The sequence below is a fragment of the Vibrio sp. L3-7 genome, from assembly GCF_963898195.1.
GTDB lineage: Bacteria > Pseudomonadota > Gammaproteobacteria > Enterobacterales > Vibrionaceae > Vibrio > Vibrio echinoideorum.
Genome location: NZ_CAWQUW010000012.1, coordinates 214,917 through 240,338, shown reverse-complemented (window position 1 = coordinate 240,338; position 25,422 = coordinate 214,917). Strand labels below are relative to the sequence as shown.

Below are 25,422 nucleotides of genomic sequence, written 5' to 3'. Positions count from 1 at the left end.
GCTTATTGCCACTAAATAATTGTATTTTGGTCTTTTTTACGTCTACCTTAGTAAGCATAAGGATGTATAAAAACAAGGAATGTTATGTCTGCATGGTTGTGCTCGCTAGTGAACGGATTGAAACACCAGAGAGTCGCAGTATTATCCGTAATCTTATCTCCACTTATGTTGTCGCTGTTCAGTTTGAGCACCTATGCCAACGAGCAAGCTCCTAATAGCAACACTGAGACTTCAAAGCTCAGCTCTGTAGCTTCACACGCTAGCTCTGATGTTTTACCTACCGACTCTAAAGCCACGTATGTCGGTTCGGAAGCTTGTATTGATTGTCACAGCGAAGAAGTCGAAGCGTGGCAGGGCTCTCATCATGACATGGCGATGAAACACGCTACAGATGAATCTGTATTAGGCGATTTCAACGATCAAACGGTCATTCATGACGGTAAACCCAACCGATTTTTTCGCAAGGGTGAAGAGTTCTGGGTCAATATCGAAGGGCCAGACGGGCAATTCAAAGAGTATAAAATTAGCTATACCTTTGCTTTTGAGCCTCTACAACAATACATGGTTGAGTTTGGAGACGGACGCGTACAGTTGATTCCTTTCGCTTGGGATTCTCGCACTGAGGACGAAGGCGGTCAACGCTGGTTTCATCTCTATCCTGATACCACCAACACCGATGAATTCTACTGGACCAACAGTGGCCAGAACTGGAACTTCATGTGTGCCGATTGCCATTCAACGAACCTAGAAAAGAACTACGACAGCGTAAGCAATACCTACAACACTACTTGGTCTGAAATTAATGTTGGCTGTGAGGCATGTCATGGTCCTGCGAGTGAGCACGTTGAGCAGGCTCATTTAGCCAAAGATCAGTTAACCAGAAACAAGCTAGCCAAAGCTAACGGCGGTAAGGATGTTCAAATTTCGGCGCATTATGGTTTCGATCGTGATCTGTCTAAGTCAGTGAAAGAGTGGATCTACCAAGAGGGCAACTCAACCCTTCAACCGAAAGACATCGTCCATACCAATCAAGTTCAAACTTGTGCTCAATGCCATAGCCGACGAACTCAATTGAATGAAAGCGGCGATCACGTAAATGGTTCGTTCTTCGATAAATATCGCCTTAGCTTGATTACCCCTGAGCTTTACCACAACGATGGCCAAATCTACGATGAAGATTACGTTTACGGCTCTTTTCTTCAATCGGTGATGGCAGAGAAAGGCGTCACTTGTACAAATTGCCACGATCCCCATACTGCAGAACTGAAAATTGCAGAAGAAGCGGTGTGTAGCCAATGTCACATTGCCTCTGAATACACGCCTGAAAAGCATACATTCCATGAAGCGAATACCGAGGCTTCACAATGTACGACTTGCCATATGCCTGAAACGACGTATATGGAAGTTGACCCAAGGCGTGACCACAGTTGGCACATCCCGCGTCCTGATGTTAGCCAACATATAAAAACACCGAACGTGTGTACCAGTTGTCATGAAGATCAAACCGACCAGTGGGCCGATAAGCAGATTAGCGAATGGTTCCCGGATTCTAGGTATCGTAATCAACAGCATTTTGCCGTCGCCTTTTATGCCGATTCAATAGGGCACAGAGGGGCCGAAGATGCATTGGCTTATTCTGCTCAGGATTCGAGTCTGAGCAATATTATTCGTGCATCGAGCTTAGAACGCTTAGGTGGTAACACGGGCAAGAACACACTTATCTCACTTGCCAGAGCAGTTAAACACGATAATGAGATGATTCGTTTAGGGGCCGTGGCAGGTTCCTCTGGATTCTCATTTAGCGACCGCTGGCAAATTCTCGAACCACTATTAACTGACCCTGTATTATCGATTCGTTCAGAAACCGCAGGTGCATTAGTGCGTTATTGGGGGGAAATGAATCCTCTACAGAAAGATCAAATCAAGCCAACATTAGAAGAGTACATCGAGATACAACGCTTCAATGCTGACAGAGGGTTTGGTCGTACTAATTTAGGTAACGTTTATCGAGATTTAGGGCAGCATCAGAAAGCGATAGAGTTCTATCAAGGCGCTATCAAAATTGAACCTTACTTCGAAAACAGCTACGCCAACTTGGCCGACTTGTATCGTGCACTTGGTGATGAACCAAAGGCATTTTCGACATTGAAACAAGGTATTCAAGCGCAACCAAAATCGAGTGTGTTGCCATACAGCGCAGGCTTATCTTTGCTTCGTGTCAAAGATTACGACCAAGCAACCGACTACCTAAAACAAGCAGCTGAAACAGCGCAAACTGACCCACAATATTGGTATGTGTACGGCTTGGCTTTAGAGAAGTCTGATGTGCTTGCTGCAAGTAAATCACTGAACAAGGCTTACCAATTTAGCCGTAACCCACAACACTTGTATGCACAGTGTGAGATTTTGGCTCGAAATTACCAGAAACCGGGTGTACCAAAAGCATTTGAGCAATGTATTTCATCATTGAGTAAGGTGGCACCACCGGAAGCCATTAACCAATTGAAAGCAATTAGTCAGTAGAAAGCTAAGCTGAAATAAAGCGCCAACATTGACGTGGCTATGCGCTTATAATTTATGGTGCTTATAACTAATAGTTATGGGGCTTATGAGTAGGATGTTCACAGCCAGATTGAATTAAGGGAAGACCTATGAACCATGCGCAACAAGCAATAAACCAACTGATTGAACAGACAGAGAAAAGTGTTATCGGTCAGAGCCACGTCGTTCGGGCTCTGGTGATAGGGTTATTGACCAATGGCCATGTGCTTCTAGAAGGGCTCCCTGGTACTGCGAAAACGCGCTCGGTGAAGTCGTTGGCGAATTTACTGAATACAAGCTTTGGCCGTATTCAGTTTACGCCCGATCTCTTGCCATCAGATGTTACGGGTACTGAAGTGTATCAAGAGCTGGATGGTAAGCCTCAACTGCATTTCCAACCGGGGCCTATTTTCAATAGCATTGTTCTGGCCGATGAAGTGAACCGTGCCCCTGCGAAGGTGCAAGCGGCTCTGCTTGAAGCGATGGCGGAAGGCACGATAACCGTAGGTGGTCAAACTCATATCCTTCCAGACTTGTTCATGGTGTTAGCGACTCAAAACCCTGTTGAACAAGAAGGCACGTATCCACTGCCTGAGGCGCAAATGGACCGTTTCATTATGAAAGTGACGGTCGACTACCCAGAAGACGAAGCGGAGCGTGACATTATTCGACTGGTGCGCAGCGAAGAGTTGGGCAGCGAGACCAGTTCAGAATTAGTCACCCCACAGCATATTGAACCTGAATTGGTACTTGAAGCTCGTCGCCAACTTCCTGATATTGCGGTTTCTGATTTAGTCGAAAACTACATTGTGGCCTTGGTGATGGCGACTCGTAAGCCAGAGCGTTACCCAGAATCAAACTTGTCTAAATGGATTGAGATAGGTTCAAGCCCACGAGCGTCAATCTCCTTGGATAAATGTGCACGCGCTTATGCGTGGCTACAAGGGCGTGACCACGTCACGTTAGACGATGTGCGAGCAATGCTACCGACCGTATTAGGCCATCGATTTTCGCTATCTTATGACGCATTGGCTGATGGTGTGAACCATCAACGAGTAGTTGAAGAGCTGCTTGATAATGTTGAGATCGGATAACTAGGGGGCGTTATGGCGAAGCCAACACAAGCTCCCGAATCGCAAGGCCTTGATCCACGACTGTATTGTGACTATTCCAGGCTAGTGCGAATACAGGCTCAAGCGGAGTCGTTTTCTCTGTTACCTCATTTAAAGGCAGGCAGCGTATTGTCAGGCCGACATAATTCTTTGTTTCGCGGTCGAGGTTTGAATTTCGAGGAACTGCGTCATTATCAATTGGGTGATGATATCCGCAACCTTGATTGGAAAGTGACAATGCGAACAGGCAAGCCGCATGTTCGTAGTTACACCGAAGAGAAAGACCGAAATGTGATGATCTGTGTTGATCAGCGCAGTTCGATGTTTTTCGCTTCTCAAAATACCATGAAATCTGTTGTGGCTGCCGAAGTGGCGGCATTGTGTGGATGGCGAGTGCTTAAAGACGGCGACCGTGTCGGCTTTGTTTTAGCTTCACACCAAAAGCTATTTCACAGCAAAGCACAGCGTTCTCAGTCTGATTTACTGGCGCAGCTCAAGCACCTAGCAAAAGCCAATCAAAGCTTAGGGGTGAGTGTCAGTGACAATGATGGTGTTGGGTTTAGTCAATGGATTGAACTGATCAAGAGAATGAGACTAAAGCAGTCGACTCTAATATTTATTAGTGACTGGCGAGACTGCCAAGAACAGCACCTTGATCGGCTGAAACAACTTCAGCAACACAACGACATCTTAGCCATTATGGTGACCGATCCATTAGAACAATCACTGCCTCAAGACCTTGCTAGCGCAAATTGGGTGGTGGGTGATGGTCACTTTCAACTCAACCTAGATAGCCAATCTAAGGTTAATCTAGCGAGTGAAAGCCTATCCCAAAAAGCAGCACTCCAAAAGCAATCACTGGCCAAATTAATGGCGATGAAAAGTCTCCCTTATATCGAACTAGATACATCTGGCGCTCACATATCGCAGCTTCAAAAGCTAGTGGGAGGACGCTAAATGGCTGTTGAACATACTGCTCCTAGTACTTATATTCTTCGTGAATTACATGATGTAACCATTCCTGAAAGCGTGAGTTGGGTTCCTCAAACCATCGGTTGGAAGATCCTTGGTGTGGCCTTATTATTGGTCGCTTTTTATCTGGCTTATCGCATAGCGTTAAAGTGGTGGAATAACCGTTATCGAAAAGAAGCACTCAATGAACTGATTTTATTGGACGCGAGAGACAAAAATTCTACCGAGCGAACATTTAAAGTGCTCAAAGTGGTACTTCGCTACCTAGACAGCAGCAATGCAAAATTGTTCGGTCAAGCCTATGTGAATCGATTGAATGCTTATCTGCCAGTTGGCGCTAACACCGATACAAGCAGTGCTTTTTTTGCTGATGAAGTTTCGGGATTATGGATGCAAAGCCTGATAGACCCAAACGTGCGTTTAACCTTTGAGCAGCGTTTAGAGGTAATTCAAACCGCAATGACATGGTTAAAACTTCATAAGCTGGAGATACAAATGACGACTGGAGGACAAGATAATGTTTGATATTTTATCCGCCAGCTTTGAATTCGTGCATCCACTGTGGTTTATCGCATTACCTTTACCTTTGTTGGTCTACTTTGCCGTGCCAGCTTATCGCACCAAGCAAATGGCTATTAAAGTGCCATTCTTCCGAGAGTTGGTTGAGGCGATTGGTGAAGCGCCATCTGAAGGGGCAAGTCAGTTATCCCCTAGTTGGTGGCAACGAACCACGCTCATTATTACTTGGGTATTGGTGGTCTGTGCGTTAGCTAAACCAACCATTCTCGGGGAGCCACAAGTTCGTGAACAATTGGGCCGCGACGTGATGGTAGTTGTCGATTTATCGGGTTCAATGGCAGAAGAAGATTTCACGTCTAAACAAGGGGATAAGATCTCTCGCTTAGATGCGACCAAAGAAGTGCTGGCTGATTTTGCGACAACCAGAAAAGGCGACAGACTCGGTTTGATTCTGTTTGGTGATGCAGCGTTTGTACAAACCCCATTTACGGCTGACCAAGAGGTATGGCTTGAGCTACTCAACCAAACCGATGTTGCGATGGCGGGTCAAAGTACTCATTTAGGTGATGCAATTGGTTTGGCAATTAAGGTGTTTGAACAAAGCGAGAAGCAGAATACTGCGGTTCAAGACTCAAGCGTCGATACCAACGCGAAAGAGAAGGTCGTGATTGTGTTAACCGATGGCAATGATACGGGAAGTTTTGTAGAGCCGATTGATGCTGCGAAAGTTGCTAAAGCTAAAGGTGTTCGTATACACGTTATCGCTATGGGTGATCCGCAAACGGTCGGTGAAGTGGCTCTGGATATGGAAACGATTAAGCGCGTGGCTCAAGAGTCCGGTGGTGAGGCTTTTGAAGCACTTAACCGTGATGAACTGACCAAAGCTTACGCTCAGATTGGTGAGCTAGAGCCTCAGCTATATGAAAGTACCACTTATCGTCCTAAGCAAGGTCTACATCATTATTTGATGGCGATGGTTGTTGTGATGTATTTGACCGCGTTCAGCTTGGCGACGATACGTCGAAGATCGCTTTTGGCTTCTTCAACTAGAACTTTGAAAGGAGAGGACGATGCCTGATTCTCTCATGCTACAGCAGTTCTTTACCCAATTTCATTTTATTCGGCCATTGTGGTTATTGGCCTTTATACCGATGTTCTTCCTATTATGGATTCGTTGGAGAGAAGAAACTAAGCCAACGTGGAAAGACATTCTACCTGATCACTTACGTGATGCGTTGACCATTGGGGAAACCGGTTGGCGTAAGCAATTACCATTGAAGCTATTGATGGTCATTGTGACGGTCGCCATCATTATTTGTTCTGGGCCAACATGGCAACGTGAAGCTTCGCCTTTCGGTGAAGATAAAGCTTCAATGTTAGTGGTACTTGATAACAGTGAATCCATGCTTGCCAAAGATTTACCTCCGAGTCGCTTGGAACGATCTAAGCAGAAAATTAGAGACTTACTCGCAGCTCGCAAAGGTGGTAACACAGGTTTGGTTGTTTATGCAGGCAGTGCGCACGTCGCGATGCCCGTAACTCAAGATAGCAAGGTGTTTGAACCGTTTCTTGCGGCAATAACGCCTGATATCATGCCTATTTCTGGTAAGTCAGCAGAAGAAGCGCTGCCACTTATTAATCAGCAATTGTCTGGTGAGTTAGGCTCGTCAGTGTTGTTGGTATCAGATGGTGTCAACCCAAGTACTATTAAAGCTTTCGAAACCTTCTTTAACGACAACCCGTATCAGTTGCTCATCCTAGCTGCAGGAAACAGTAATGTGGTGAGCGATAACCCAGTAGACCTAGATTCATTGCGTAATTTGGCGAGCAAGACGGGTGGTCGAGTGATTGAGGTAACCGTTGATGACTCCGATATCCAACAACTAAACCGGGCTGTTGAGAGAAACATGCAACTTAATGGTGAATCTTCGATGCCTTGGAAAGACATGGGTTATGGTCTGCTCATTCCAATGGCGATCATCATGTTGTTGTGGTTCAGAAAAGGGTGGTTGGTGCAGTGGTGTGTCGTTGGTTTGATGATCACAAGCAGCATGTATTCACCAGACACTTTGGCGAAAACGGTCAGTTTAACGGCTGACAAGCCGGTAGTTGAAGAGTCCGTGACTGCTTGGGACAAAACGGCTCAATGGTGGTGGGATTTATGGCTCACTCCAGACCAACAGGGGCAGCGTTTGTTGAACCAACAAGAATACCTTGAAGCTGCCAAGCACTTTAAAGAGCCAATGAGAAAAGGTGTTGCCTATTATTATGCTCGTGATTTTAAATTAGCTCATAGTGCGTTCTTACAAACGAAAACCGATTTTGGTTTGTATAACGCTGCGAGTGCTTTAGCTCGTCAACGTGAATACCTTGCCGCACGAGATTTGTTGAAAGCATTGAGTGAAAAACCAGACCTTTCACCAGAACTAAGGCCTGACGTTGAGCATAACTTAGCGGTAATAGGCAGTATTGTCGAAGAGGTCAATCGCACCAGCGAAAGCCAATCAGGCACTACAGATGGCCCAGAGGAGTCGTTAGAGTTAGATGACGACCAGCCGCGCACTGGCGATGGTGCGGAAGAAGAAACGGTCGCAGAACTAATGCTTAAGGAAACACTTAACGCTAACGAAATTTTGGGTAGTCAAGAGCTGGCAGACAAGTGGTTAAAACGAGTAGAAGCCGACCCTAAGTTTTTCTTAAAATCTAAATTCCAAATTCAACTACGAGAACCAGCACCTTCGATCGAACAGACGCCGAAACAGGAACAGGCGTTAAAACAGGAGCAAACACAATGAGTCGATATGATTTAGCTCTTGAAGCCATTCAATCAAAGAGCGTGCGATTCAGAGCCCGTACGTGGTTACTGTCGATTACTCTTGTGTTGAGTTGTGTTTTACCTAGTCTTGCTTGTGCAACCGATATCTATGATCTACAAAAGAGTGGTGACGTTGAATTGGTCGCTTGGATAGGAGAGAAACCTAAATCGGGCGACAAGATAACGCCAGCTAAAGTGAGTGTTAATGAGCAAGTGATTTTGAACATTGAGGTTGCCACGCCTCGCTGGTTAACGGGCGGGACTCGAATCGGCAGTATCGAAATCCCTAACGTGATTGCTAAGCAGCGGAACCAACTCGCGACGAACTACACGGAACGAGTTAATGGTACTACATGGTCACGTCAACGTTGGGAAGTGACGCTCTATCCGATGACATCGGGTAAATTTGTGATTCCGAGGTTACCTGTTCGTGTTCAAGTTTCCGCTCCTGATGGATCAAACGTTGGTGGCACGCTGTACACGCAGCCAATTAAGTTTGAAGCATCATTACCTTCTGGCTTATTGAACGATGAATCGCCTTGGTTTTCAGCGACAGACGTGGATGTTGAACAGCAATGGCAGCGTTCAAGCGAAGACTTAAAAGTTGGCGATGCCATTACTCGTACCGTGACAATAAAGGCGAAAGACAGCCTATCTGTGTTGTTACCAAATGTACTGACTAATGAAGCCACTCAGCAATATCAAGCGTATCCGCAGCCTAACCGTTTAGATGATACACAAGAGCGAGGTGATTACCGTTCAAGTCGTATTGAAGAAACGGTTTATGTGATTCAACAAGGTGGTGAGTTTACCTTGCCTGAATTCTCATTCCAGTGGTGGGACAGTAAGAATCAGCGCCTTGAAAGTGTTATTATTGAAGGTCAGGCTTTCAAAGCGCGACACACGCTTAAATCTTTCTTCAAGGCCTACATGCATGTCATTGTTTTTTCCGTTATTGGCTTGGTAGCACTTATTTGTTTAATCTTCGCGACTAAGCGTTATTACCGAAACCACCCAACGCCAGATTGGCTGGTATTGCGTCGTTTACTTAAGCAAAGAAATTGGCCTGCATTAAGAACTTTTGTCTATCGTCAACTACGTAGTGAAACCGCCCAACTCGAGCTGAGTAAAGCGCAACTTGGTAAATTGAATGGACAAAAACGATGGGTGGAAGATAGCGAAGCGCTCCAGCAAGGGTGTAAAGATCAAGCCGTCTTTACGCGTTTATGGCTAGGGTTACGAAACCTATCATCTGGAAAATCAAAATCAGGCGCTTCTCGTACGATTATTAGCCGCTTGAAAATTCCTAAAGCATTGCCAGACTTAAAAGATAGAACTGAGTAGCTTTACGATGAGAAGTGCATGTATGCGATGAAATCCGTCAAATTGAAATATCTATAAAAATTGTGGGCTAATCGCGGCATTACGCACAACTTTTAGCAATTCGCATCGAACATAATCGGCAGGTTCTCTAATATGGGGAACCTGCTTCTTTACTATGGAACTGTATGAAAAGTACTGAACTAAATTTAATTCCTATTTTTGTCGCTATTTATGAAGAGCAGAACTTGTCTAGGGCTGCGAATCGTATGGACATCAGCCAACCAGCGGTAAGCAAAGCGCTCGCTAGGCTGCGTGATATTTATGATGAGCCACTGTTTCACCGAACGACTTCAGGTGTTGAACCGACGACATTTGCTATTGATATTTATCCAGCAATGGCTGCAGCTTTAAAAAATTTCACTTCTACTCTGTCGGCTTCGAGAGACTTTGACCCTAAAACATCAAATCGTATTTTTTCTGTTGCCTGCGTTTCTGCGGCAAGCTACGAAATGATGCCAAGAGTTATGCAGTTAATTAGCCAGGTTGCGCCTGGTATCGCGTTAGAAATTCATCCATTGTTTACCGAAGACTACGAGTCCGATTTAAGGTTACAAAGGCACGATGTGATTGTCGATATGACGCCAAAAGGAAGAACTATGCTGAAGCATGAGGTGATTTCGACAGAAGAGCTCGTTGTCGTGTGTCGTGCTGATCACCCAACAATAGGTGATACGATCGATATGGAACAATTCTTATCTTTGGACCATGTGGTTGTATCTCGTTGGCACGCTCGTAAAAGCCTTTTAAGCTCAGAGCATTTTAGTGACCTAGAGAAGCGAAGAGTGGTTTACCGTGCTGCGGGTGTAGTTGAAATGCTTCCTGTCATAGAGAGCTCAGATTACATCGGTATGCTGCCTATGTCGTCAGTTCGTTGTTTTGCTGATAAATACAAGGTAAAAACATTGCCTCTGCCGTTCCATATCGATGATCTAGATATGTGTATGATCTGGCATCCGAGTAGAACCAATGAACCTAACCATAAATGGTTAAGAGGTAAGATCAAAGCGGCTGCGAAAGAGATATCAAGCTAGCACAATAGGGAATATAGACATGGAAAGCGTTCGTGCGATTTTAAATGGAAAGAAAGCCAATATTCCGGAGCTAAGACAAGCGGTCTTTGCTGCTAGAGAGGAAGATATCGACTTGCAAGTTAGAGTTACTTGGGAGTCTTCGGATATGTTTCGCCTTGTAAGTGAAGCGATATGCGATGGTGTAAAACGACTGATTATTGCTGGTGGTGATGGGACGATTAATGAAGCGGTTAACGCGCTCAACCAATTTCGCGCGAGCGAAAGGCCGCAACTTGCCATTATCCCAATGGGTACAGCAAACGACTTTGCGACCGCTATAGGGATTCCTAATGATATAGCATCGGCCTTCAAATTAGCTTTAAAAGGCTCGGCCTATGCTGTTGATAGTGTTAAAGCAAACGATCGTTACTTTATGAATGTGGCGGCGGCCGGTTTTGGCGCAGAGGTGACAGCAGAAACACCTGTTGAATTGAAAGACTTTCTCGGTGGTGGGGCATACACACACAGGTGTAGTGAAAGCGCTTGGTTTTAAGCCTTACAGCGGCACTTTGACCATAGATAAAGGCACATTTACCGGTGAAATTCTGGTTGGCGCTTTTTGCAATGGACGCTTAGCGGGTGGTGGACAATTGCTTGCGCCCGAAGCTCTGATTGACGATGGCTTGATGGATTTAACGTTAGTTAAATCGTTTGTCGCGTCAGAATTACCGCAAGTGATTGAAGAGCTAAAGCGCCCTGCTGAAAATGGTAAATATGTCGTGCATACTCAAGCTCGCTGGCTCGATATCGATTTCCCTCAAACTTTACCCGTTAACTTAGACGGAGAACCTTATCGTTCAAATCAGATTCGATTTGAAGTTGTCCCTGCCAGTATCAGTTTGGTGTTGCCAAGCAATTGTCCATGTTTGACTGTGAACGCGTAGCATATTGGCTGGTGACGTATTACATTGCTTGACTGCTGACGCGTAATATCGTTTAGCTGTTCATGCATAACATGGCTTGCACGTTAAGGTGAATCACATGTTATAACTGTGGTGAAATCCGTTTTATTGTCTTTCAAGCCACAGTCGATAGTTTCATTTAAAGCAACTCTCTGGCGTGTAACTTGTTTTCGTTTTGCTTTGAGTTAATTAAGAAATAGGAGAGCCAGGCATCAACAGGAAGAGGCTTGGCGAAGAAGTAACCTTGTGCATATTTGCAGCCTATATTCCGTAAAGTTTCAACGTGACTTTGTGTTTCAAGGCCTTCAGCGATGACTGAAAAATCGAGTATTTGTGCGAGTTTCAATACTGCGCACGTTATTTCGTAATCCACCTTTGAAGAGTTGATGTCTTCAATGAAGCTGCGGTCCAATTTGACGCAATCAGCAGAAAGGTTTTTCAAAACCGACAAAGAGGAATAGCCGGTACCAAAATCATCGATCGCTATTTTATAACCCTTTGAATGTAAAACTTCTATTGTTCTCGAGCATGTTTCAAAGTCTCTCATCATGTCTCTCTCTGTAATCTCCAGTAAAAGCTGATGAGGCTTACAATCTGTTTCATCGAGAATCACTTGTAGTTGTTGAGCAAGGTCTGTCATGTAGAACATTCGAGCGGAAAAATTGACTGAAAAGATGACGCCTTGTAAGTCTATCCCTGCGTGTTGCCACTCTGTGATGAGGTTTGCTACCTCCTTGAACACCCATTTATCAATGTCGATAATAAGGTCACTTTTCTCCGCAACTTCAAGGAAATCAATGGGAGGAAGTAATCCTAACTTTGGGTGTCGCCATCTGACGAGAGCTTCTGCTCCGATTATCTCTTGCGAGTTCAAATCAACTTTTGGTTGGAAGAAAACTTCAAGCTCATCATTATTGATGGCTTGACGCAATCCTATATTAGTTTCGATGAGATCGTTGACTTCATGCGTCATCTTGTCCGCATAGATTCGGTATTGGTCTCTGCCATTTCGTTTAGCGTGGTACATGGCAGTGTCAGCATTTCGGATCAAGGTTTCACCATCTAAGCCATGGGTAGGGTATTCACAAACACCAATACTCGCTGAAACGAATATAGAACTATTTCCGATGTAATAGGGCTTTCTAAGTGCTTGGTTCAAGCGATCGGCGAGAGCTTCGCCTTCTTTCAAGCCAACATTTGAGAAAATTATCATGAACTCATCACCCCCCATCCGAGCGACGAAACCAGTCTCTCCAATCAGGTTTCTCAAAATATCGGATACGTTGACCAGAAGATTATCGCCTGGTGCGTGACCCAATGAATCGTTAATGGTCTTAAACTCATCAATATCGAGATACAGTAATAAAAACGGTGTGTTGGTGTTAGTGGACAGTTTAATTTCTTTGTCTAATTTTTTTGTCGCCAAAAGACGGTTCGCCAAACCTGTCAGTGGATCGTGGTGAGCTAAGAAGTCGAAGTTTTTCTTCTCTTCTGTGAGTTCAAGGTAAGCTTCAGATAGCCTCGATGCCATGTCATTGTATGCTTTCTCTAAGTGAGACCATTCATCAGTTCTGCCTAAGGCTATTGGGTTCTTTAGGCTACCTGACTCTAGACGGTCAAAGCCATGTCTAAGGGCATTAAGAGGCTTTCTGATATGGTGTCTAACGACGTGGTTAACTAGTAATATCGATAAAACAAACGCAAAGAAACTCATGACAATGGCGTTGAGTCTTGATTTTCCGATCTCTTTCTCTAGTTGATCGGTGAGTTCCAATGCTTGTTTTTGAACTCGTGACTCTGTGTTCTCTACCATTTCCAATAAGTCACTTTGTGCTGCTAACAGGGACGCCATGACTAGCCACCGTTGCTCTAAATTAGCTCGAATTCGTTTTAAAGCCGCGTTGTACTGCCTAACTGTACGGCTGATCTTTTTCTTCTCGGCAATGACAGCAGCGGTTTCGATGTCTACATTTTCTAAGTGAAGTAAGAATATATCGAGTTCTTTTTCTACTTCGATAAGCAGCACTTTTTCGGTTTCTGGGGTAATACGGCTATGAATGTCGCCAACCATTTTCCCAGAAGTAAGAAAAGACTCTCGTAACATATTTATCAGATCTAACTCGTTGTTATAACGAATAAAATCAGGTTGATCTAAATGTTTAAGTTTACTATCAGCGATAGCAAATTCGAGCTGATCAAGTTGGTCTGCTAGCGTTACATCAATTTTGTTGGTCTGTTTTAGAATTCGATTTAATGCGAGTGAGCTACCTAAAAATCGATGAAAATTATTAATGAATGCATCAATTCTTTGTGAAAAGCCTTCGTTCGTAGATAAGCCCCTTAACCTCTGTAGTTGAAAATCAACATTAAATGCTTCTTCAGATAAAGTGGTTTCGCTGAACAAAAAGGTTTGTTCAAGTAGCTTTACTCTCGACGTTAAGGTAAAAACTCGGCGGCTGATTTCAGAGTTAACAATTAACTCTGATACATGCGTTGAGGTTTCGGTTTTCAGTGTCGACTCTACGTAATATAGGGATCGAATCACCATTATAACGGCAAGGCTTACAATCAATAACGACAAAAGGTTGGAGATAATGAGTCTTTGGGTGATGTTTATCTGGTTCAATTTCATTTTGGCTTCCAAATTCTCAAATATGCTTCACGGTAGCCATTTTTAGGGTCATAAATTCCGGTGTCTTCTTGGTTAATAAGCTCTTCGACGTTGTCTGGGGTAACCAAATGAACAGGGGCTGAATAACCGCTCGGTGGCATTTGATTAAATGCTCGGTTGAGTTCGTCGACTATCTGCCACCCTTGTAGGTATAGGGGTTCGGGGACGGTTGCGAGTTGAAATTGACCGCTATTAATCCTTTTATACGCCGCTTTACTTCCGTCTCCAGCCGAAATGTTTTGTGGAATAAGTTTGTACTCTTCTAGATTCGATTCTAAAGATGGGATTGCGTAATCAATATATAGGTCGTTGATCGCCAGCATGTGTGTGATCTTTTCGTCATACTTTTGTTCGAGCGCTTTTAAGGTTGCAGGCATTTGTTCGGCAATTTGATCCAACGGTAAGTAGTTCAGTTCAAGAACCTCACAAGTGCCACATCGCTTGATGGTATTAACCATCGCATTTGCTTTGATCATAGCGATTTCATAGTTGGGGTCAGTAAAAACGACCGTTTTCGTTCGACCATTTGAATTGACTATAGCAAGCAGGGCGGCAACTTCTGCCACATCAAGCGGGTCAGTGGTTATGTTGGTGTATAAACCAATTTCTGGATTTCCTCCAACGAGTTCTGTTGCGTGCCAACCAATAACCACGATCCCAAGATCTTCAGCTTGCTTCAAAATGGTTTTGTGGCGGACAGCATCAATTCCACCTAAGACAATCGCATCGGGCTCGAATCCAATGGCTTTTCTGATAGCGGCACCCTGTCTAACTTCGGAACCTAAACCATCGATAAACCGCAGGTGCCAACTAATTTTAGAAATGGCTTCAGATATGCCTTTTCCCACACCGTAAACGCCGCCATTGCGTAAGTCTGACGCGACAAAAATAATACTTTTTTCGTGGAGGACGGCTGGTCCTTGAGTTGGACCTCCCCAAGTTAGCTGACTTGACACCGCACGCATCACTTTTTCTTCAGCGTATTTGAAGAATTCATCTTCTTGATTGCCTGCAAAACTCGAGGAGGAGCAGGTGGTAGCGAGCAATAAACCCGCAAAACTTAATATCTTATTCATAGGCTCTATAAAAGGCTTTAATTCATTATCATTCTATATTTATAATAATGTTAATAAACATTCAAACATTTGGTAACAGTTATGTTGCATCGAATTTGTAAAAACGTCTTGCTAGCCCTGATTACAGCTTGTTTTTCTTTCCCTTTGCATGTGAATGCAAGTGGCTTAAACACAGCCTCAGACGTAAAAAAACTGGATAAATTTCAAGAGACTGTCAGTGGAGACCCGATATCTATGGCCCCGATGACAGTTGAGAAACCAGTTAAGATTGCATTAATTTACCCAAGTGCAGATATTTCTGACTTTTGGATACGAAATTACATCGCATTGAAAGAGCGCCTCATTGATCTAGAGCTGCCGTTTGAAATAGAGGAGTTCACTTCAAGACAGATCGAACACTCGTTACAGACACAACATACAGAGCATGTTCTGAACTCTGAGGCGCCTTATGATTTCGTTATTTTTGGACCGTCTGAATTGGATATTCAAGCCGGTAATATTCAGAAGTTGTCTGCGTCTAAAGACTTCAAAACTTTTATCTGGGCGTTTCACACGCCAAACGAACAATGGGTACATCAACCAGACAGTTGGTTCGATTTTTCCAGTTCGATGGGCGCGGATGTTTTGTGTGAACACGTACTTCAAGAATTGGGGAGTGAAGTTGAGTTTTCTGCCAATCGAGGGATTCCTGGAATAACAGACACCCAACGCTCACAAGGTTTTATAGATTGTGTTGAAGAGAGAGGCGACTGGTTAACGGTATATGAACACTTCGGTCAATATCAAAAAATCGGTGGTGCCGATGGGATTCGTTTGGTTTTAGGTAATTTCCCTGAAGTGACAATGGTACACAATGCAAATACGGCGATGACAATGGGCGCTGTTGATGCGTTGGGCAAAGCTGATCGGTTGTCTGAAATCTATGTCACAGGTTGGGGAGGAACGGCAAAGGAAATTGAGAAAATTCGCTCCGATGAGTTAGACGCTACTCCAATGCGAATGAGTGATGACCTTGGCGTTGCGACCGCAGAAGCTATTAAGTTCCACCTAGAAGAAAGACAAGAAGAAGTGCCGTTGATCTACTTGGGGCGTATTACGGTTGTACATAACAAAATGAATGACGATGAGTTGAATCAGTTGACGCGAGAAGCATTTCGTTACTCTGTTAAAAATTAGTTTTGACCGTAAAAACCTAAAATAGTCGTTTATCTGTTTCGACTGAGTCAGTCTTAATATGATAAACGACTCTTTTATTGAGTGGATTCTGGATTCGAAATCTAGATGACGAAACCTTAGAGATTTAGTCTATTCAGTGATCTCTTGTAATACCTCTCCAATTGAGCCACTTGGTTGGGTGATCCCCAGTTTATTCGAAAGTGTAGGTGCTATATCGTATGGCGTAACTGCACGAGAGATCTTTTGAGCTTCAACATCATAACCTGCGAAAATTACCGGTACATGAGTGTCATATTTCCATGGAGAGCCATGCGTAGAGGCAATTTGAAGGCCTTCCATGTCGTTAATGTAGCTACGTGGAGCAAAAACTACATACACATCACCAGAGCGAGCAGGGTGGTAGTTATTCTTGATTAGCTGCATCACATGAGTATCAGGTACTCGGTTAGCCGCAATATCACTGCTTGATACTGCAAATGCAACATCTTTCACTTTCGCAATTTCATCAGCGATGGCATTTTGCACTTTCGCTAGATCGACCTTTTTCTTGGCAATCACGTCGTGGTTCAGATAGATGTAAGGTTGTGCATACAATCGAATGGCGTCTTTACCTAAACCAAACTCACTCTTCAAGCGTTGTTCTACACCTTGCGATAAAAGGGTATCTTTATTGAAGTATTGTGCTTGTCGGAAGCCGAGAGCGTTTGCCGCAGGTGATGATTCAGGAACACCATGGTCGGCAGACAAGACAATTAAGGTATTTTCCAAACCGACTTGGTTATCGACAGTTTTTAAAAGCTTCGCAACTGTTTTGTCTAAACGAATCAAGTTGTCTTCCGTTTCTAAGCTCTCCGGACCATAAAGGTGGACCACATAGTCATTCGATGAAAAGCTCACGGAGAGATAATCAGTCACATCACCTTGGCCTAACTTCTCTTGCATCAACAACGTACTAGCAAAGTTTTCAGTGATTTCATCTCCAGCAGGGCTTACGGTCAATGTTGTACTGTAATACTTGTAACTAGCAGGGCCGTAAGGGTGTGGGAACGTGCGTTCGAAACTGCCTAGTTTAACCTTGTGGTCCATGTTGTGTTCTTGCAGGGTGTATTTCTCACGAGGTAAGGACAGTTCCCACTTTTGCTTAGAATATTGACTCGCAATAGCTTTTTCATTCCAACGTGATACCCAATCTGGATATTCATCGTAGTAATAGTTACTGGTTACAAACTCAGATTGTGCTTTTGAGAACCAAAAAGCTTTACCGCTATGTCCGGCGAGAGATATTGCGCCGCGATCTTTTACCGATACGCCAAATACTTTAGATTTACCGCTGTTTGAAATAGTCAGCTCGTCACCAAAAGTGGTCGAGAGAATTGGTGCTGGGGAGCGGCCATCACCTTGTGCTGTCTTCTGCGTTGGGTCGATCTCGGTGGCCTTATCAACTCCCGCTCCTGAAGTTAACATCTTGTAGTTGCCATCTTCTACGTTATAAACCAAACGTTCTTCACTGCGGTCATACCAAACATTACCTACCATGCCGTGTACGCTCGGCGGAGCACCGGTTGCAAGCGATACATGACCCACAATGGTCTCTGTGTTGCCGTGTTGGTAGTTTGCATTGGTGTAGTAAGTACCGTCGTCCATTAGATATCGAAATCCACCTTCACCGAAGTTGTGCTTATACCGCTCTATAAGGTCTGCACGTAGGCCATCTACCGTGATTTGTAGGACTAGGTCTGGCTTATCGGCTGCCGACGCTGGAAATGCACAAAGCACGGCAAGTGTTAAGCCAGAAATTTTGGTGTATTGCATAGAGTGTCCTTCTTCGATGTGATTTCGTTACTTCAAATGACCTGGATTGGACACTGAACAGAGGCAGACCTCTGTTCAGTGACCATGGGGTGTTTCGTTAGCTTGTCTCTTTTACTTGTCGAATTTTTTACTCGTTTCAGCCTTAATTCGTTCGCGGTTTTCATCAGTAACTAGTTATGATCTGTAACGAGCTTGCGCTGGTAGCGTAACTAGTCGGCATCTTTCACTAGGCGCAGGCCCATATCCGACATCGTGATCGATTGGCTTGCGAAGTCACGACGGTAACTTTCAGATTCATTTTCGTCATACGCAAAACTGCCGCCGCGTACCGACTTATGTGATAAACCAACGTCACTGTGTTTTGCATTGTTTGGGTTGTCTGTTGGACCGAATCGATAGAAGGTGTCATCGAAGGCATCAATCACAAACTCTCCAACATTTCCGCTCATGTCATATAAGCCTAGTTCATTTGGTTTCTTTAGCCCGACAGGATGTGCGCTATTTTTAGAATTTGCTGAGTACCACGCAACATCATCTAAGTTGTTGGAACCACTGTAAGTAAAGCCTTTACTTTTGTTACCACCTTTCGCTGCAAATTCCCATTCGGCTTCAGTTGGAAGGCGGTATTCCTCGCCCGTTAATTCGTTCAGTTGCTCAACGAAATAGTTAGCTTGTTGCCAGCTGAGGTTATTGACTGGAACCTGAGGGTTTTGGAAGTAACTGAGAGATGAACCCATAACAGATTCGAACAATTCTTGAGTTACCTCAAACTTTGCAATGTAGAAACTATTTACAGTTATATTACGCGCAGGTCGCTCTGCTTTGGTTGCGTCAGAGTTGTTTGAACCCATGGTGAATGTACCACCTTCAACCAGCACCATATCTTGGTCAATTTGTTGGGCGATTGGGTGTGTAGGCACGCTTACACAGCCACTCAGGAAAATTGTCATGGTAGCGCTGCTAATTGCTGCTAAATATTTGTAATTGAAAAATTTCATCACGTGCCTCAAATGTTCGAAATAGGCTGTGATTCTAACGTTTAAGGTCATTCCTATTGGTTATAAAGGGTATAACATGCCACTGACTTTATTAGGAATTATGATGGGAACAAGACATTAAGATAGGTAGGTAAATCATGCACATTACTCAAGGTCCACAATATAACGGTAAAGCGTCTAAGCGCTTACATGTTATGGCTAAACCGATTGGCGCAGCGTGCAACATTGACTGTAAATATTGTTATTACCTAAGTAAGCAAGATTTGTTGGAGTACAAGAAAGGCAGTTCTCCAAGAATGGATGATGAGACGTTGGAGACTTACATTCGACAATACATCGAAGGACAAAATACCCCTGAAATTATTTTCTCATGGCAGGGCGGTGAACCGACCATGCTGGGTTTAGCGTATTTTGAAAAAGTGGTTGAGCTACAAAAGAAGTATCAACCTCAAGGTGTGTTGATTTCAAATGACCTACAAACCAATGGCACACTTTTGAATGACGATTGGGGGCAATTCTTAGCGAAGAACAACTTCTTGATCGGTTTAAGTATTGATGGCCCAGAAATGCTCCATAACGCCTATCGTACCAACAGAGCAGGACGTGGCACATTCAAGCAAGTAATGGCGGCAGTCGAACTGCTGCACAAATATCAAGTGAAGTTCGCCACGCTTACCTGTGTGAATAATTTAACCAGCCAAAATGCATTAGAGGTGTATCGCTTTTTACGCGATGAAGTTAAATCACCACAAATGCAGTTCATTCCTATCGTAGAGCAAAAAACCTTTAGAACGGTTGCGCCTCAAACATCTCAAGTGAGCGAACAATTAAAACAAGGCGACAAGCGTCTGATCCCTGGTCATAAAGATTCCATCATGGAATCGTGGTGTGTGTCAGACTTGGCGTGGGGTAATTTCCTTATTTCTGTGTTTGATGAGTGGTCGAAGAACGACATCGGTAAAGTGTTTGTTCAGTATTTTGAAGCCAGTCTAGAAACATGGATTGGCCGTCCAAATCCTCTTTGTACTTTGAATGAAATATGTGGAAAAGGGTTGGCGATGGAGCCGAACGGCGACGTATTTTCATGTGACCACTATGTATACCCTGAATACAAGATAGGTAACATTCATCATGAGAAGCTTGAGGATCTCGCTTACAGCGCGCCCCAACAGAAATTTGGCTTTGCTAAATCACGCACACTGACTAGCCAATGTCAGCAATGTGACTATAAGTTTGCCTGCCATGGAGAGTGTCCTAAAAATCGCTTTATTAAAACTCGTGCAGGTGAACCGGGCTTGAACTATTTATGTGCCGGTTGGCACAAGTTCTTTGCTCATGTTGATCAGTCGATGGCGTACATCGCTCGTGCGATGGGACATCCCGTTGCTCATGGAAAATTCAGTGACTCAATAGTGATGGCGCGTCGAGCACAACAGGTGCAACAAGCGACGTTTGAGACAAAGTTTTAACGGATTTTTTAGGTCAGCAGACCTTAATTTAATAAGAAACGAGTCTAAGGACAGGCTAAGTTCCCCAGTTTAAGGTAATACTATGATGAAGAAGAGTTTAGCGACGGCTGTTGCTTTATTGGTTTCAACGTCCGCATTGATATCAACGTCTGCGATGGCAGCGAATAGCGTTCAAGAAACCGTTGATGCACCTGCTCAAAATATCAATCAAGTGCTCGAAATGACGGACACTCAAACGCGTATTCAACAGCTGTCTTACATGGCTCAAGATCAGAATCAGTCCATTGAAAACCGCACTGGCGCGCTGCAGGAGCTAGCATCATACCCAAGCCAGAATGCGCTGGTGGCAGTTGCGCGAGGCTTAAAGGATCAAAACCCTGAAGTTCGTGAAGCGTCGGTTATCGGTTCTGCACCATATCAATTGGAGCACCGTTGGGCGTTGGTTTCTCCTTTGCTAAAAGACAGTGATTCAATGGTGCGTCACACAGCGACATCCAATTTAGTTCGTGATTACAATACGTTAGATGACGAGCAAAAAGCTCAAATAGAACAGCCTGTTGCTGAGCTAATCACATTTTTGGAAACACAAGAATCTGAAAAGTTTCAATTGTTGTTTGCTGATGTTTTACGTTGGCATAACGAATGGGAAAAAGCGGAAACTATTTATGTTGAGCTAGTGCAGTCCCATGGCAACAACGCCCAAGTTTGGTTGAGCTATGCAGATAACTTTAGAGCGCAAACTAAAGATCAAGAAGCAGTTGCGGTGTTAGATCGTGGTATTGAGCAAGTGCCAAACAACGCGGCACTGCATTACTCTAAATCACTGACTTTAGTTCGCTTAGAAGAAAAGAAACAAGCCGCTCAAGAGATCGAGGTCGCCGCTAACCTTGCAAAAGACAACAGCTACTATTGGTATCTCAATGGGGTATTACAAGAAGAGTTGGATATCGATAAATCGACTAAATCGTTCGAGAAAGCGTATTTGATTTCTGGTTCTCCAGAACAACTGTACGCGGTTTGTGATATTTACGTACGTTACGGTAATGAAAAAACTGATGATTGCCTGACAGAGTTAGGTAAAGTCGCACCAGACTATGTTATTGAGCAATTAAAAGAAAAACGAGTGAGCTCAAGCTCGTAAGTTTAGATTAACCGCGTAAACTTAGATCATCAGAGCACATAAGCTTAAAAGCCAGTCGATATATTCGACTGGCTTTTTTGCATTCACCTAATGCTTAGACAAAACAAAGGTTGGAAAAGAAAAAGTGGGCAAGTTCATTACTTACCCATTTCTATTGCTGGCCACTTATATTGTTAGTCACCTATATCGTTAGTCACCTATATTACTTTGCTCATTTCGACTAATTACTCACCCATAGAACTAGATGCACGACGTCTGTCTGTTGCGCCATGGATCTTGCCATCTTTGATTTCAATGGCGTTCAAGCCGCTGACCACAGGAATAACATGTACTGGATAACCGAGCTGAATAAACTCTGGCACCAACATTTCAGCGTAAGTTTTCTTCTCGACCAATAAACCTGTTGGGTCATAAGGTTTGGTGCGGTCGATCTTGGTGCCGTATTGGATGTTTGGAAGGTCAATTGCTTCCTGCGCAGACAGATCCCAATCTAAAACACCAACCACGGTTTTTAACACATACCCCGGAATTTGTGAGCTACCAGGAGAACCAACCACTAAACGCAGGTCGTCTTTTTTATCCATCACCATTAATGGCGTTATCGCTGAGCGAGGTCGCTTGCCTGCTTCAATGGAGTTTTGAGTGGGCTTACCGTTGATGGTTGGCTTTGTAGAAAAGTTTGCCATTTGTGCATTGAGAATCACGCCATCGACCATTACTCCGGATCCCATTCCCGTGCCGACGGTGCTGGTCATTGCAATGGCATTACCATCTTTGTCGATAATGGAAATATGCCCAGTGTCTTGGCTCTCAAACCCTTGATACTGAGCGTATTCAGTATTGGATAACTTGCCTGCTTTCGGTTTGGTTTTAGCTATGCCACTTTCAGGGATGAGTTTACGTCGCTCGTCGATGTAGGCTTTGTTTAGTAGGGCAGTAACGGGTGCCTCAACGAAATCCGGGTCACCTGCATAAGCGATACGATCGGCTTTGGCTATTCTCATTGCTTCTGTCATTAGTCGCCATGGTTCAACATCCGTTGTCGACATACTTGCCAAGTCGTAGGCTTCTAACATTTCAAGGCTTTGAGCAACCATCACGCCTCCAGAGGCAGGATAGCCAAATGACACAATCTTATTGCCACGATAGTCGCTTTCAATAACATCACGTTGCTTCATTTTGTATTGCTCAAAGTCTTTAATAGAAAGCTTGGCGTGGTCTGAGTCGATTCGGCTGTTAACCGTCTCAACGATTCGCTTACCAAACTCTCCACCATAGAGATACTGATCACCCCGCAGAGCTATGTTCGCGAGCGTATAGGCAAGTTTTGGGTTTTTCATTAAAGTGCCTGTTGGCTTAATCTCGTCGCTATTCCAATAGAGTGCTTTGATTTCTGGATCTTCAATCAACCGTTCTTGCTCACGAACTACGATGTCGTAGGTGTAGCTGTTCATCGCATAGCCTTTGCTTGCGAGATCTATGGCGGGTTGAACTAGTTCAGACCAAGGCATTTTTCCGTATTGTTGATGAGCGCTATAAAGCAAGCGAAGTGTGCCAGGGATAGCAACAGAACGAGGGCCTAAAATCTTGTTGCGACTGAGCGCTTCACCATCTTCGATGAACATATCGGGTGTGGCGCTTGAAGGGGCTTCATCACGCCCATCGAGTGCAAGAAACTGGTCTTTGTCTTGCTGGTAAAACAGAGCGAAAGTACCACCGCCGATTCCCGTCATATCTGGTTCTACGACCGACATGGTCATCTGCATCGCCACCATTGCATCAATGGCATTACCACCTTTTTTGAGTATCGAATACCCAGTACTACTCACGTATGGGTTAGTTGCACTTACCATAAACTCTTCGCCACTTTCATCTGGCGTAATTGGAAAAGGATTTGGCTCGGCCGCGAAACCGACCGCTGAAACCAAACTTAAAGATAAAGTCGCTATTCGCATGCGTTCTCCGTTTAAGGTGTCTTTTTATTTGCTGTGAAGTTGACCGAGCAATGGGAGTGAAGTTCGTGAGTTTGCAGCCTTTTGACACAATGTTGACGGCTCTGACATTGGAATAAAACCATCTCAATATTCACCATTGAAACGATAGTTATGGTTTATGTTTCGATAGGTTGGACTGAAAAATTACAGCGATAAAAAAGCCCAAGGTAGAGTGGTTATCTTGGGCTTTGATTTGAATGACGATTGTTTAATTCTAGGTTAGAAAACGAAACTTAGCATGATGGTGTAGAGCACCGCATCTTTATCATCAAAGCCAGTGAGTGCGTTAAAATCTTCTACAAACGCCCCGTTTGTTTTACGAGCTTCAAAATATTGCACTTCACCATTGATAGAGACGTTTGGTAACACATCGTAATCCACACCAATTAGGTAGCTGTTTCCTGTTAGGTGCTCGTGTGAATCAAACTCTGCTCCGTAAACTACATAGGGAGTGAATGAACTTAATCTATAGCCCAAACTTGCATACATCGATGATGAGAAGTCGCTAATTTGCCCCTCACTTGAAAGCACAGCTTGACCAAATTCATATTCTGCACCCAAAGACCAAAGTTGGATATGCTGATTGTCATCTGTTGGAAGAGAGCCAATGTTTTTGATTTTAACCGTTTGATCAAAATTTGAATCTAGGAAAGATAAGTTCCAACGGTAATCTTCACCACTAAGCTGCAGGTTCGCTCCGAACATTCGATTGGTTTCAAACTCAAGCTCGGTTGTCGAATTGAAATCAACTTCATTATTGTCTTTTATACCGAAGAATGGGGAGAGTAATAGGGTCGCTTCATCGCTTACATCATGAGTCCAGCTCACTTTGATACCATTGAAAGCCGTGATGCCAAGTACGCTGTTATAGACCTCTGTAGGCGGTCTAGCTGTCATGTAGGCTTGACCCACATAGTAATACTCAGATGCAAGGAAAAGTGGAAGTCTTAATCGCCCTACACTGACATCGAAGTCATTAAACTCATAGCCGACGTAAGCCCATTCTAACTGTGGGTCACTCCATTCAAACTGTGGTGGTTTGACAACTTGTACTGAGGCTCTGAACGAGTTGTAGTAGTAATCTAACTGAACGCCAAACGTGGTATCACAGTCATAACAGTTTTCATCAGTAAAACCGCGGTTAATGATTAAAGGATTGTCGTTATCTGATTTTGCCCAAGACGTAGAGCCAAATCCGCTTAATGACAAATTATCGGTAAGTTCAATAATGGCAAAGGCCGGAGAGGCAATTGAAGCACATAGCACTGACGTGATTATTTTTTTCATGTTATTTCTCCGAACTTATAACGTATAGAACGTTGGCATTTTGAGGAACTGAAGAGAGCGGTGAGTAACCAATACGATTTGGTTTGTCGTCCAGCCAATTAACTAAGCTGTCAGCTGAAGCCTGTTTGATCTCTCTTGGATAACGCGCTTTCCCTGAGAAAGATAAGCCAGCCCAATGCGCGTTCATTTGAGCTGCATTTTTCCCAAGTAACAGCTGATAAAAATCTTCTCTTTCGGTGCTGTTTTCAGGCCAATCTGATAGTTCTACTCGCTTGCCGTTCAGGCGTTTGGTTTTTCCTCGATATAGCTTTCTGGCTTTGTTTATTGATATCTCTTCAAAACCAGAATCTAAAGAAAAAATGGCGTAATCTTCCGCTGCATGCGCTGGGGTGAAAAGGAGTAAGCTCCCTAACAGCCCAATTGCGGTTGGTAGCACAACTCTGCGAGAGAGTGCGTTAATCGTTCTGATCCAATCCATTGGTTT

The 25,422-nt window shown here is 44.0% G+C and carries 18 protein-coding genes and 1 pseudogene; 12 read left to right on the top strand and 7 right to left on the bottom strand.

The window, feature by feature from the left end; genetic code table 11:
• Window positions 1-84 precede the first annotated feature (84 nt).
• The 9 genes and pseudogenes from AACW75_RS10920 (at window position 85) to yegS (ending at window position 11,296) form a co-directional block, all read left to right on the top strand.
• Window positions 85-2,523 carry a tetratricopeptide repeat protein gene (locus AACW75_RS10920; RefSeq protein WP_145568728.1) on the top strand — a complete coding sequence of 813 codons (2,439 nt, stop codon included), beginning with the start codon at window positions 85-87 and terminating at the stop codon, window positions 2,521-2,523.
• A 128-nt stretch (window positions 2,524-2,651) separates the two neighbouring features.
• Window positions 2,652-3,635: an AAA family ATPase gene (locus tag AACW75_RS10915; protein WP_065100989.1), complete on the top strand. Its 984-nt coding sequence runs from the start codon at window positions 2,652-2,654 to the stop codon at window positions 3,633-3,635.
• 12 nt (window positions 3,636-3,647) lie between these two features.
• Entirely contained in the window at window positions 3,648-4,610 is a 963-nt protein-coding gene (locus AACW75_RS10910; RefSeq protein ID WP_017073968.1) for a DUF58 domain-containing protein, read from the top strand.
• Window positions 4,611-5,150 carry a DUF4381 domain-containing protein gene (locus tag AACW75_RS10905; protein ID WP_145568730.1) on the top strand — a complete coding sequence of 180 codons (540 nt, stop codon included), beginning with the start codon at window positions 4,611-4,613 and terminating at the stop codon, window positions 5,148-5,150.
• The gene (locus tag AACW75_RS10900; protein ID WP_145568732.1) at window positions 5,143-6,222 is read left to right on the top strand and encodes a vWA domain-containing protein; all 1,080 of its coding nucleotides are present in this window, start codon (window positions 5,143-5,145) and stop codon (window positions 6,220-6,222) included. The genes AACW75_RS10905 and AACW75_RS10900 overlap by 8 nt, the downstream gene beginning before the upstream one ends.
• Complete coding sequence (locus AACW75_RS10895) at window positions 6,215-7,939, top strand: VWA domain-containing protein (RefSeq protein WP_145565481.1); 1,725 nt, start codon at window positions 6,215-6,217, stop codon at window positions 7,937-7,939. Before AACW75_RS10900 ends, AACW75_RS10895 begins: the two co-directional genes overlap by 8 nt.
• On the top strand, window positions 7,936-9,303 hold the full coding sequence (locus AACW75_RS10890) for a BatD family protein (protein ID WP_145568734.1): 1,368 nt from the start codon (window positions 7,936-7,938) through the stop codon (window positions 9,301-9,303). Before AACW75_RS10895 ends, AACW75_RS10890 begins: the two co-directional genes overlap by 4 nt.
• A 164-nt stretch (window positions 9,304-9,467) precedes the next feature.
• On the top strand, window positions 9,468-10,373 hold the full coding sequence (locus AACW75_RS10885) for a LysR family transcriptional regulator (protein ID WP_017073963.1): 906 nt from the start codon (window positions 9,468-9,470) through the stop codon (window positions 10,371-10,373).
• Window positions 10,374-10,392: 19 nt separating this feature from the next.
• Window positions 10,393-11,296, top strand: a pseudogene (gene yegS / locus AACW75_RS10880) (lipid kinase YegS).
• A 157-nt stretch (window positions 11,297-11,453) separates the two neighbouring features.
• Here yegS and AACW75_RS10875 read toward each other — a convergent pair.
• Both AACW75_RS10875 and AACW75_RS10870 read right to left on the bottom strand, forming a co-directional pair.
• On the bottom strand, window positions 11,454-13,946 hold the full coding sequence (locus AACW75_RS10875) for an EAL domain-containing protein (protein WP_145568736.1): 2,493 nt from the start codon (window positions 13,944-13,946) through the stop codon (window positions 11,454-11,456).
• Window positions 13,943-15,061 (bottom strand): substrate-binding domain-containing protein, encoded by a 1,119-nt coding sequence (locus AACW75_RS10870; protein ID WP_017073960.1) that lies wholly within the window; start codon window positions 15,059-15,061, stop codon window positions 13,943-13,945. Before AACW75_RS10870 ends, AACW75_RS10875 begins: the two co-directional genes overlap by 4 nt.
• A gap of 81 nt (window positions 15,062-15,142) precedes the next feature.
• Here AACW75_RS10870 and AACW75_RS10865 point away from each other — a divergent pair, with 81 nt between their 5' ends.
• Complete coding sequence (locus AACW75_RS10865; protein WP_237297420.1) at window positions 15,143-16,237, top strand: substrate-binding domain-containing protein; 1,095 nt, start codon at window positions 15,143-15,145, stop codon at window positions 16,235-16,237.
• 129 nt (window positions 16,238-16,366) lie between these two features.
• On the opposite strand, the gene AACW75_RS10860 is transcribed toward AACW75_RS10865, so the two are convergent.
• Complete coding sequence (locus tag AACW75_RS10860) at window positions 16,367-18,049, bottom strand: alkaline phosphatase family protein (protein ID WP_145568740.1); 1,683 nt, start codon at window positions 18,047-18,049, stop codon at window positions 16,367-16,369.
• A gap of 209 nt (window positions 18,050-18,258) precedes the next feature.
• Entirely contained in the window at window positions 18,259-19,047 is a 789-nt protein-coding gene (locus tag AACW75_RS10855) for a formylglycine-generating enzyme family protein (RefSeq protein ID WP_145568742.1), read from the bottom strand.
• 137 nt (window positions 19,048-19,184) lie between these two features.
• Here AACW75_RS10855 and AACW75_RS10850 point away from each other — a divergent pair, with 137 nt between their 5' ends.
• Together AACW75_RS10850 and AACW75_RS10845 are read left to right on the top strand one after the other, a co-directional pair.
• On the top strand, window positions 19,185-20,516 hold the full coding sequence (locus tag AACW75_RS10850; RefSeq protein ID WP_135456890.1) for an anaerobic sulfatase maturase: 1,332 nt from the start codon (window positions 19,185-19,187) through the stop codon (window positions 20,514-20,516).
• 82 nt (window positions 20,517-20,598) lie between these two features.
• Complete coding sequence (locus tag AACW75_RS10845) at window positions 20,599-21,657, top strand: HEAT repeat domain-containing protein (protein ID WP_145568744.1); 1,059 nt, start codon at window positions 20,599-20,601, stop codon at window positions 21,655-21,657.
• A gap of 224 nt (window positions 21,658-21,881) precedes the next feature.
• On the opposite strand, the gene ggt is transcribed toward AACW75_RS10845, so the two are convergent.
• The 3 genes from ggt to AACW75_RS10830 all read right to left on the bottom strand — a co-directional run bounded on the left by ggt (window position 21,882) and on the right by AACW75_RS10830 (window position 25,416).
• Window positions 21,882-23,612 carry a gamma-glutamyltransferase gene (gene ggt / locus AACW75_RS10840; protein WP_145568746.1) on the bottom strand — a complete coding sequence of 577 codons (1,731 nt, stop codon included), beginning with the start codon at window positions 23,610-23,612 and terminating at the stop codon, window positions 21,882-21,884.
• Between the two features lie 258 nt (window positions 23,613-23,870).
• Window positions 23,871-24,938, bottom strand: a complete 1,068-nt coding sequence (locus tag AACW75_RS10835; protein ID WP_145565491.1) for a sulfate ABC transporter permease — start codon at window positions 24,936-24,938, stop codon at window positions 23,871-23,873.
• 1 nt (window position 24,939) lies between these two features.
• Window positions 24,940-25,416 carry a hypothetical protein gene (locus tag AACW75_RS10830; protein ID WP_017073952.1) on the bottom strand — a complete coding sequence of 159 codons (477 nt, stop codon included), beginning with the start codon at window positions 25,414-25,416 and terminating at the stop codon, window positions 24,940-24,942.
• Window positions 25,417-25,422: the final 6 nt, after the last annotated feature.

What these genes read in the sequence shown, in the direction of transcription:
- AACW75_RS10920 (WP_145568728.1), top strand. Translation starts at nt 85, where the DNA reads ATGTCTGCATGGTTGTGCTCGCTAGTGAACGGATTGAAACACCAGAGA.
- AACW75_RS10905 (WP_145568730.1), top strand. Translation starts at nt 4,611, where the DNA reads ATGGCTGTTGAACATACTGCTCCTAGTACTTATATTCTTCGTGAATTA.
- AACW75_RS10910 (WP_017073968.1), top strand. Translation starts at nt 3,648, where the DNA reads ATGGCGAAGCCAACACAAGCTCCCGAATCGCAAGGCCTTGATCCACGA.
- AACW75_RS10860 (WP_145568740.1), bottom strand. Translation starts at nt 18,049, where the DNA reads ATGCAATACACCAAAATTTCTGGCTTAACACTTGCCGTGCTTTGTGCA.
- AACW75_RS10870 (WP_017073960.1), bottom strand. Translation starts at nt 15,061, where the DNA reads ATGAATAAGATATTAAGTTTTGCGGGTTTATTGCTCGCTACCACCTGC.
- AACW75_RS10890 (WP_145568734.1), top strand. Translation starts at nt 7,936, where the DNA reads ATGAGTCGATATGATTTAGCTCTTGAAGCCATTCAATCAAAGAGCGTG.
- AACW75_RS10895 (WP_145565481.1), top strand. Translation starts at nt 6,215, where the DNA reads ATGCCTGATTCTCTCATGCTACAGCAGTTCTTTACCCAATTTCATTTT.
- AACW75_RS10915 (WP_065100989.1), top strand. Translation starts at nt 2,652, where the DNA reads ATGAACCATGCGCAACAAGCAATAAACCAACTGATTGAACAGACAGAG.
- AACW75_RS10835 (WP_145565491.1), bottom strand. Translation starts at nt 24,938, where the DNA reads ATGAAAAAAATAATCACGTCAGTGCTATGTGCTTCAATTGCCTCTCCG.
- AACW75_RS10830 (WP_017073952.1), bottom strand. Translation starts at nt 25,416, where the DNA reads ATGGATTGGATCAGAACGATTAACGCACTCTCTCGCAGAGTTGTGCTA.
- AACW75_RS10900 (WP_145568732.1), top strand. Translation starts at nt 5,143, where the DNA reads ATGTTTGATATTTTATCCGCCAGCTTTGAATTCGTGCATCCACTGTGG.
- AACW75_RS10875 (WP_145568736.1), bottom strand. Translation starts at nt 13,946, where the DNA reads ATGAAATTGAACCAGATAAACATCACCCAAAGACTCATTATCTCCAAC.
- ggt (WP_145568746.1), bottom strand. Translation starts at nt 23,612, where the DNA reads ATGCGAATAGCGACTTTATCTTTAAGTTTGGTTTCAGCGGTCGGTTTC.
- AACW75_RS10845 (WP_145568744.1), top strand. Translation starts at nt 20,599, where the DNA reads ATGATGAAGAAGAGTTTAGCGACGGCTGTTGCTTTATTGGTTTCAACG.
- AACW75_RS10850 (WP_135456890.1), top strand. Translation starts at nt 19,185, where the DNA reads ATGCACATTACTCAAGGTCCACAATATAACGGTAAAGCGTCTAAGCGC.
- AACW75_RS10885 (WP_017073963.1), top strand. Translation starts at nt 9,468, where the DNA reads ATGAAAAGTACTGAACTAAATTTAATTCCTATTTTTGTCGCTATTTAT.
- AACW75_RS10865 (WP_237297420.1), top strand. Translation starts at nt 15,143, where the DNA reads ATGTTGCATCGAATTTGTAAAAACGTCTTGCTAGCCCTGATTACAGCT.
- AACW75_RS10855 (WP_145568742.1), bottom strand. Translation starts at nt 19,047, where the DNA reads ATGAAATTTTTCAATTACAAATATTTAGCAGCAATTAGCAGCGCTACC.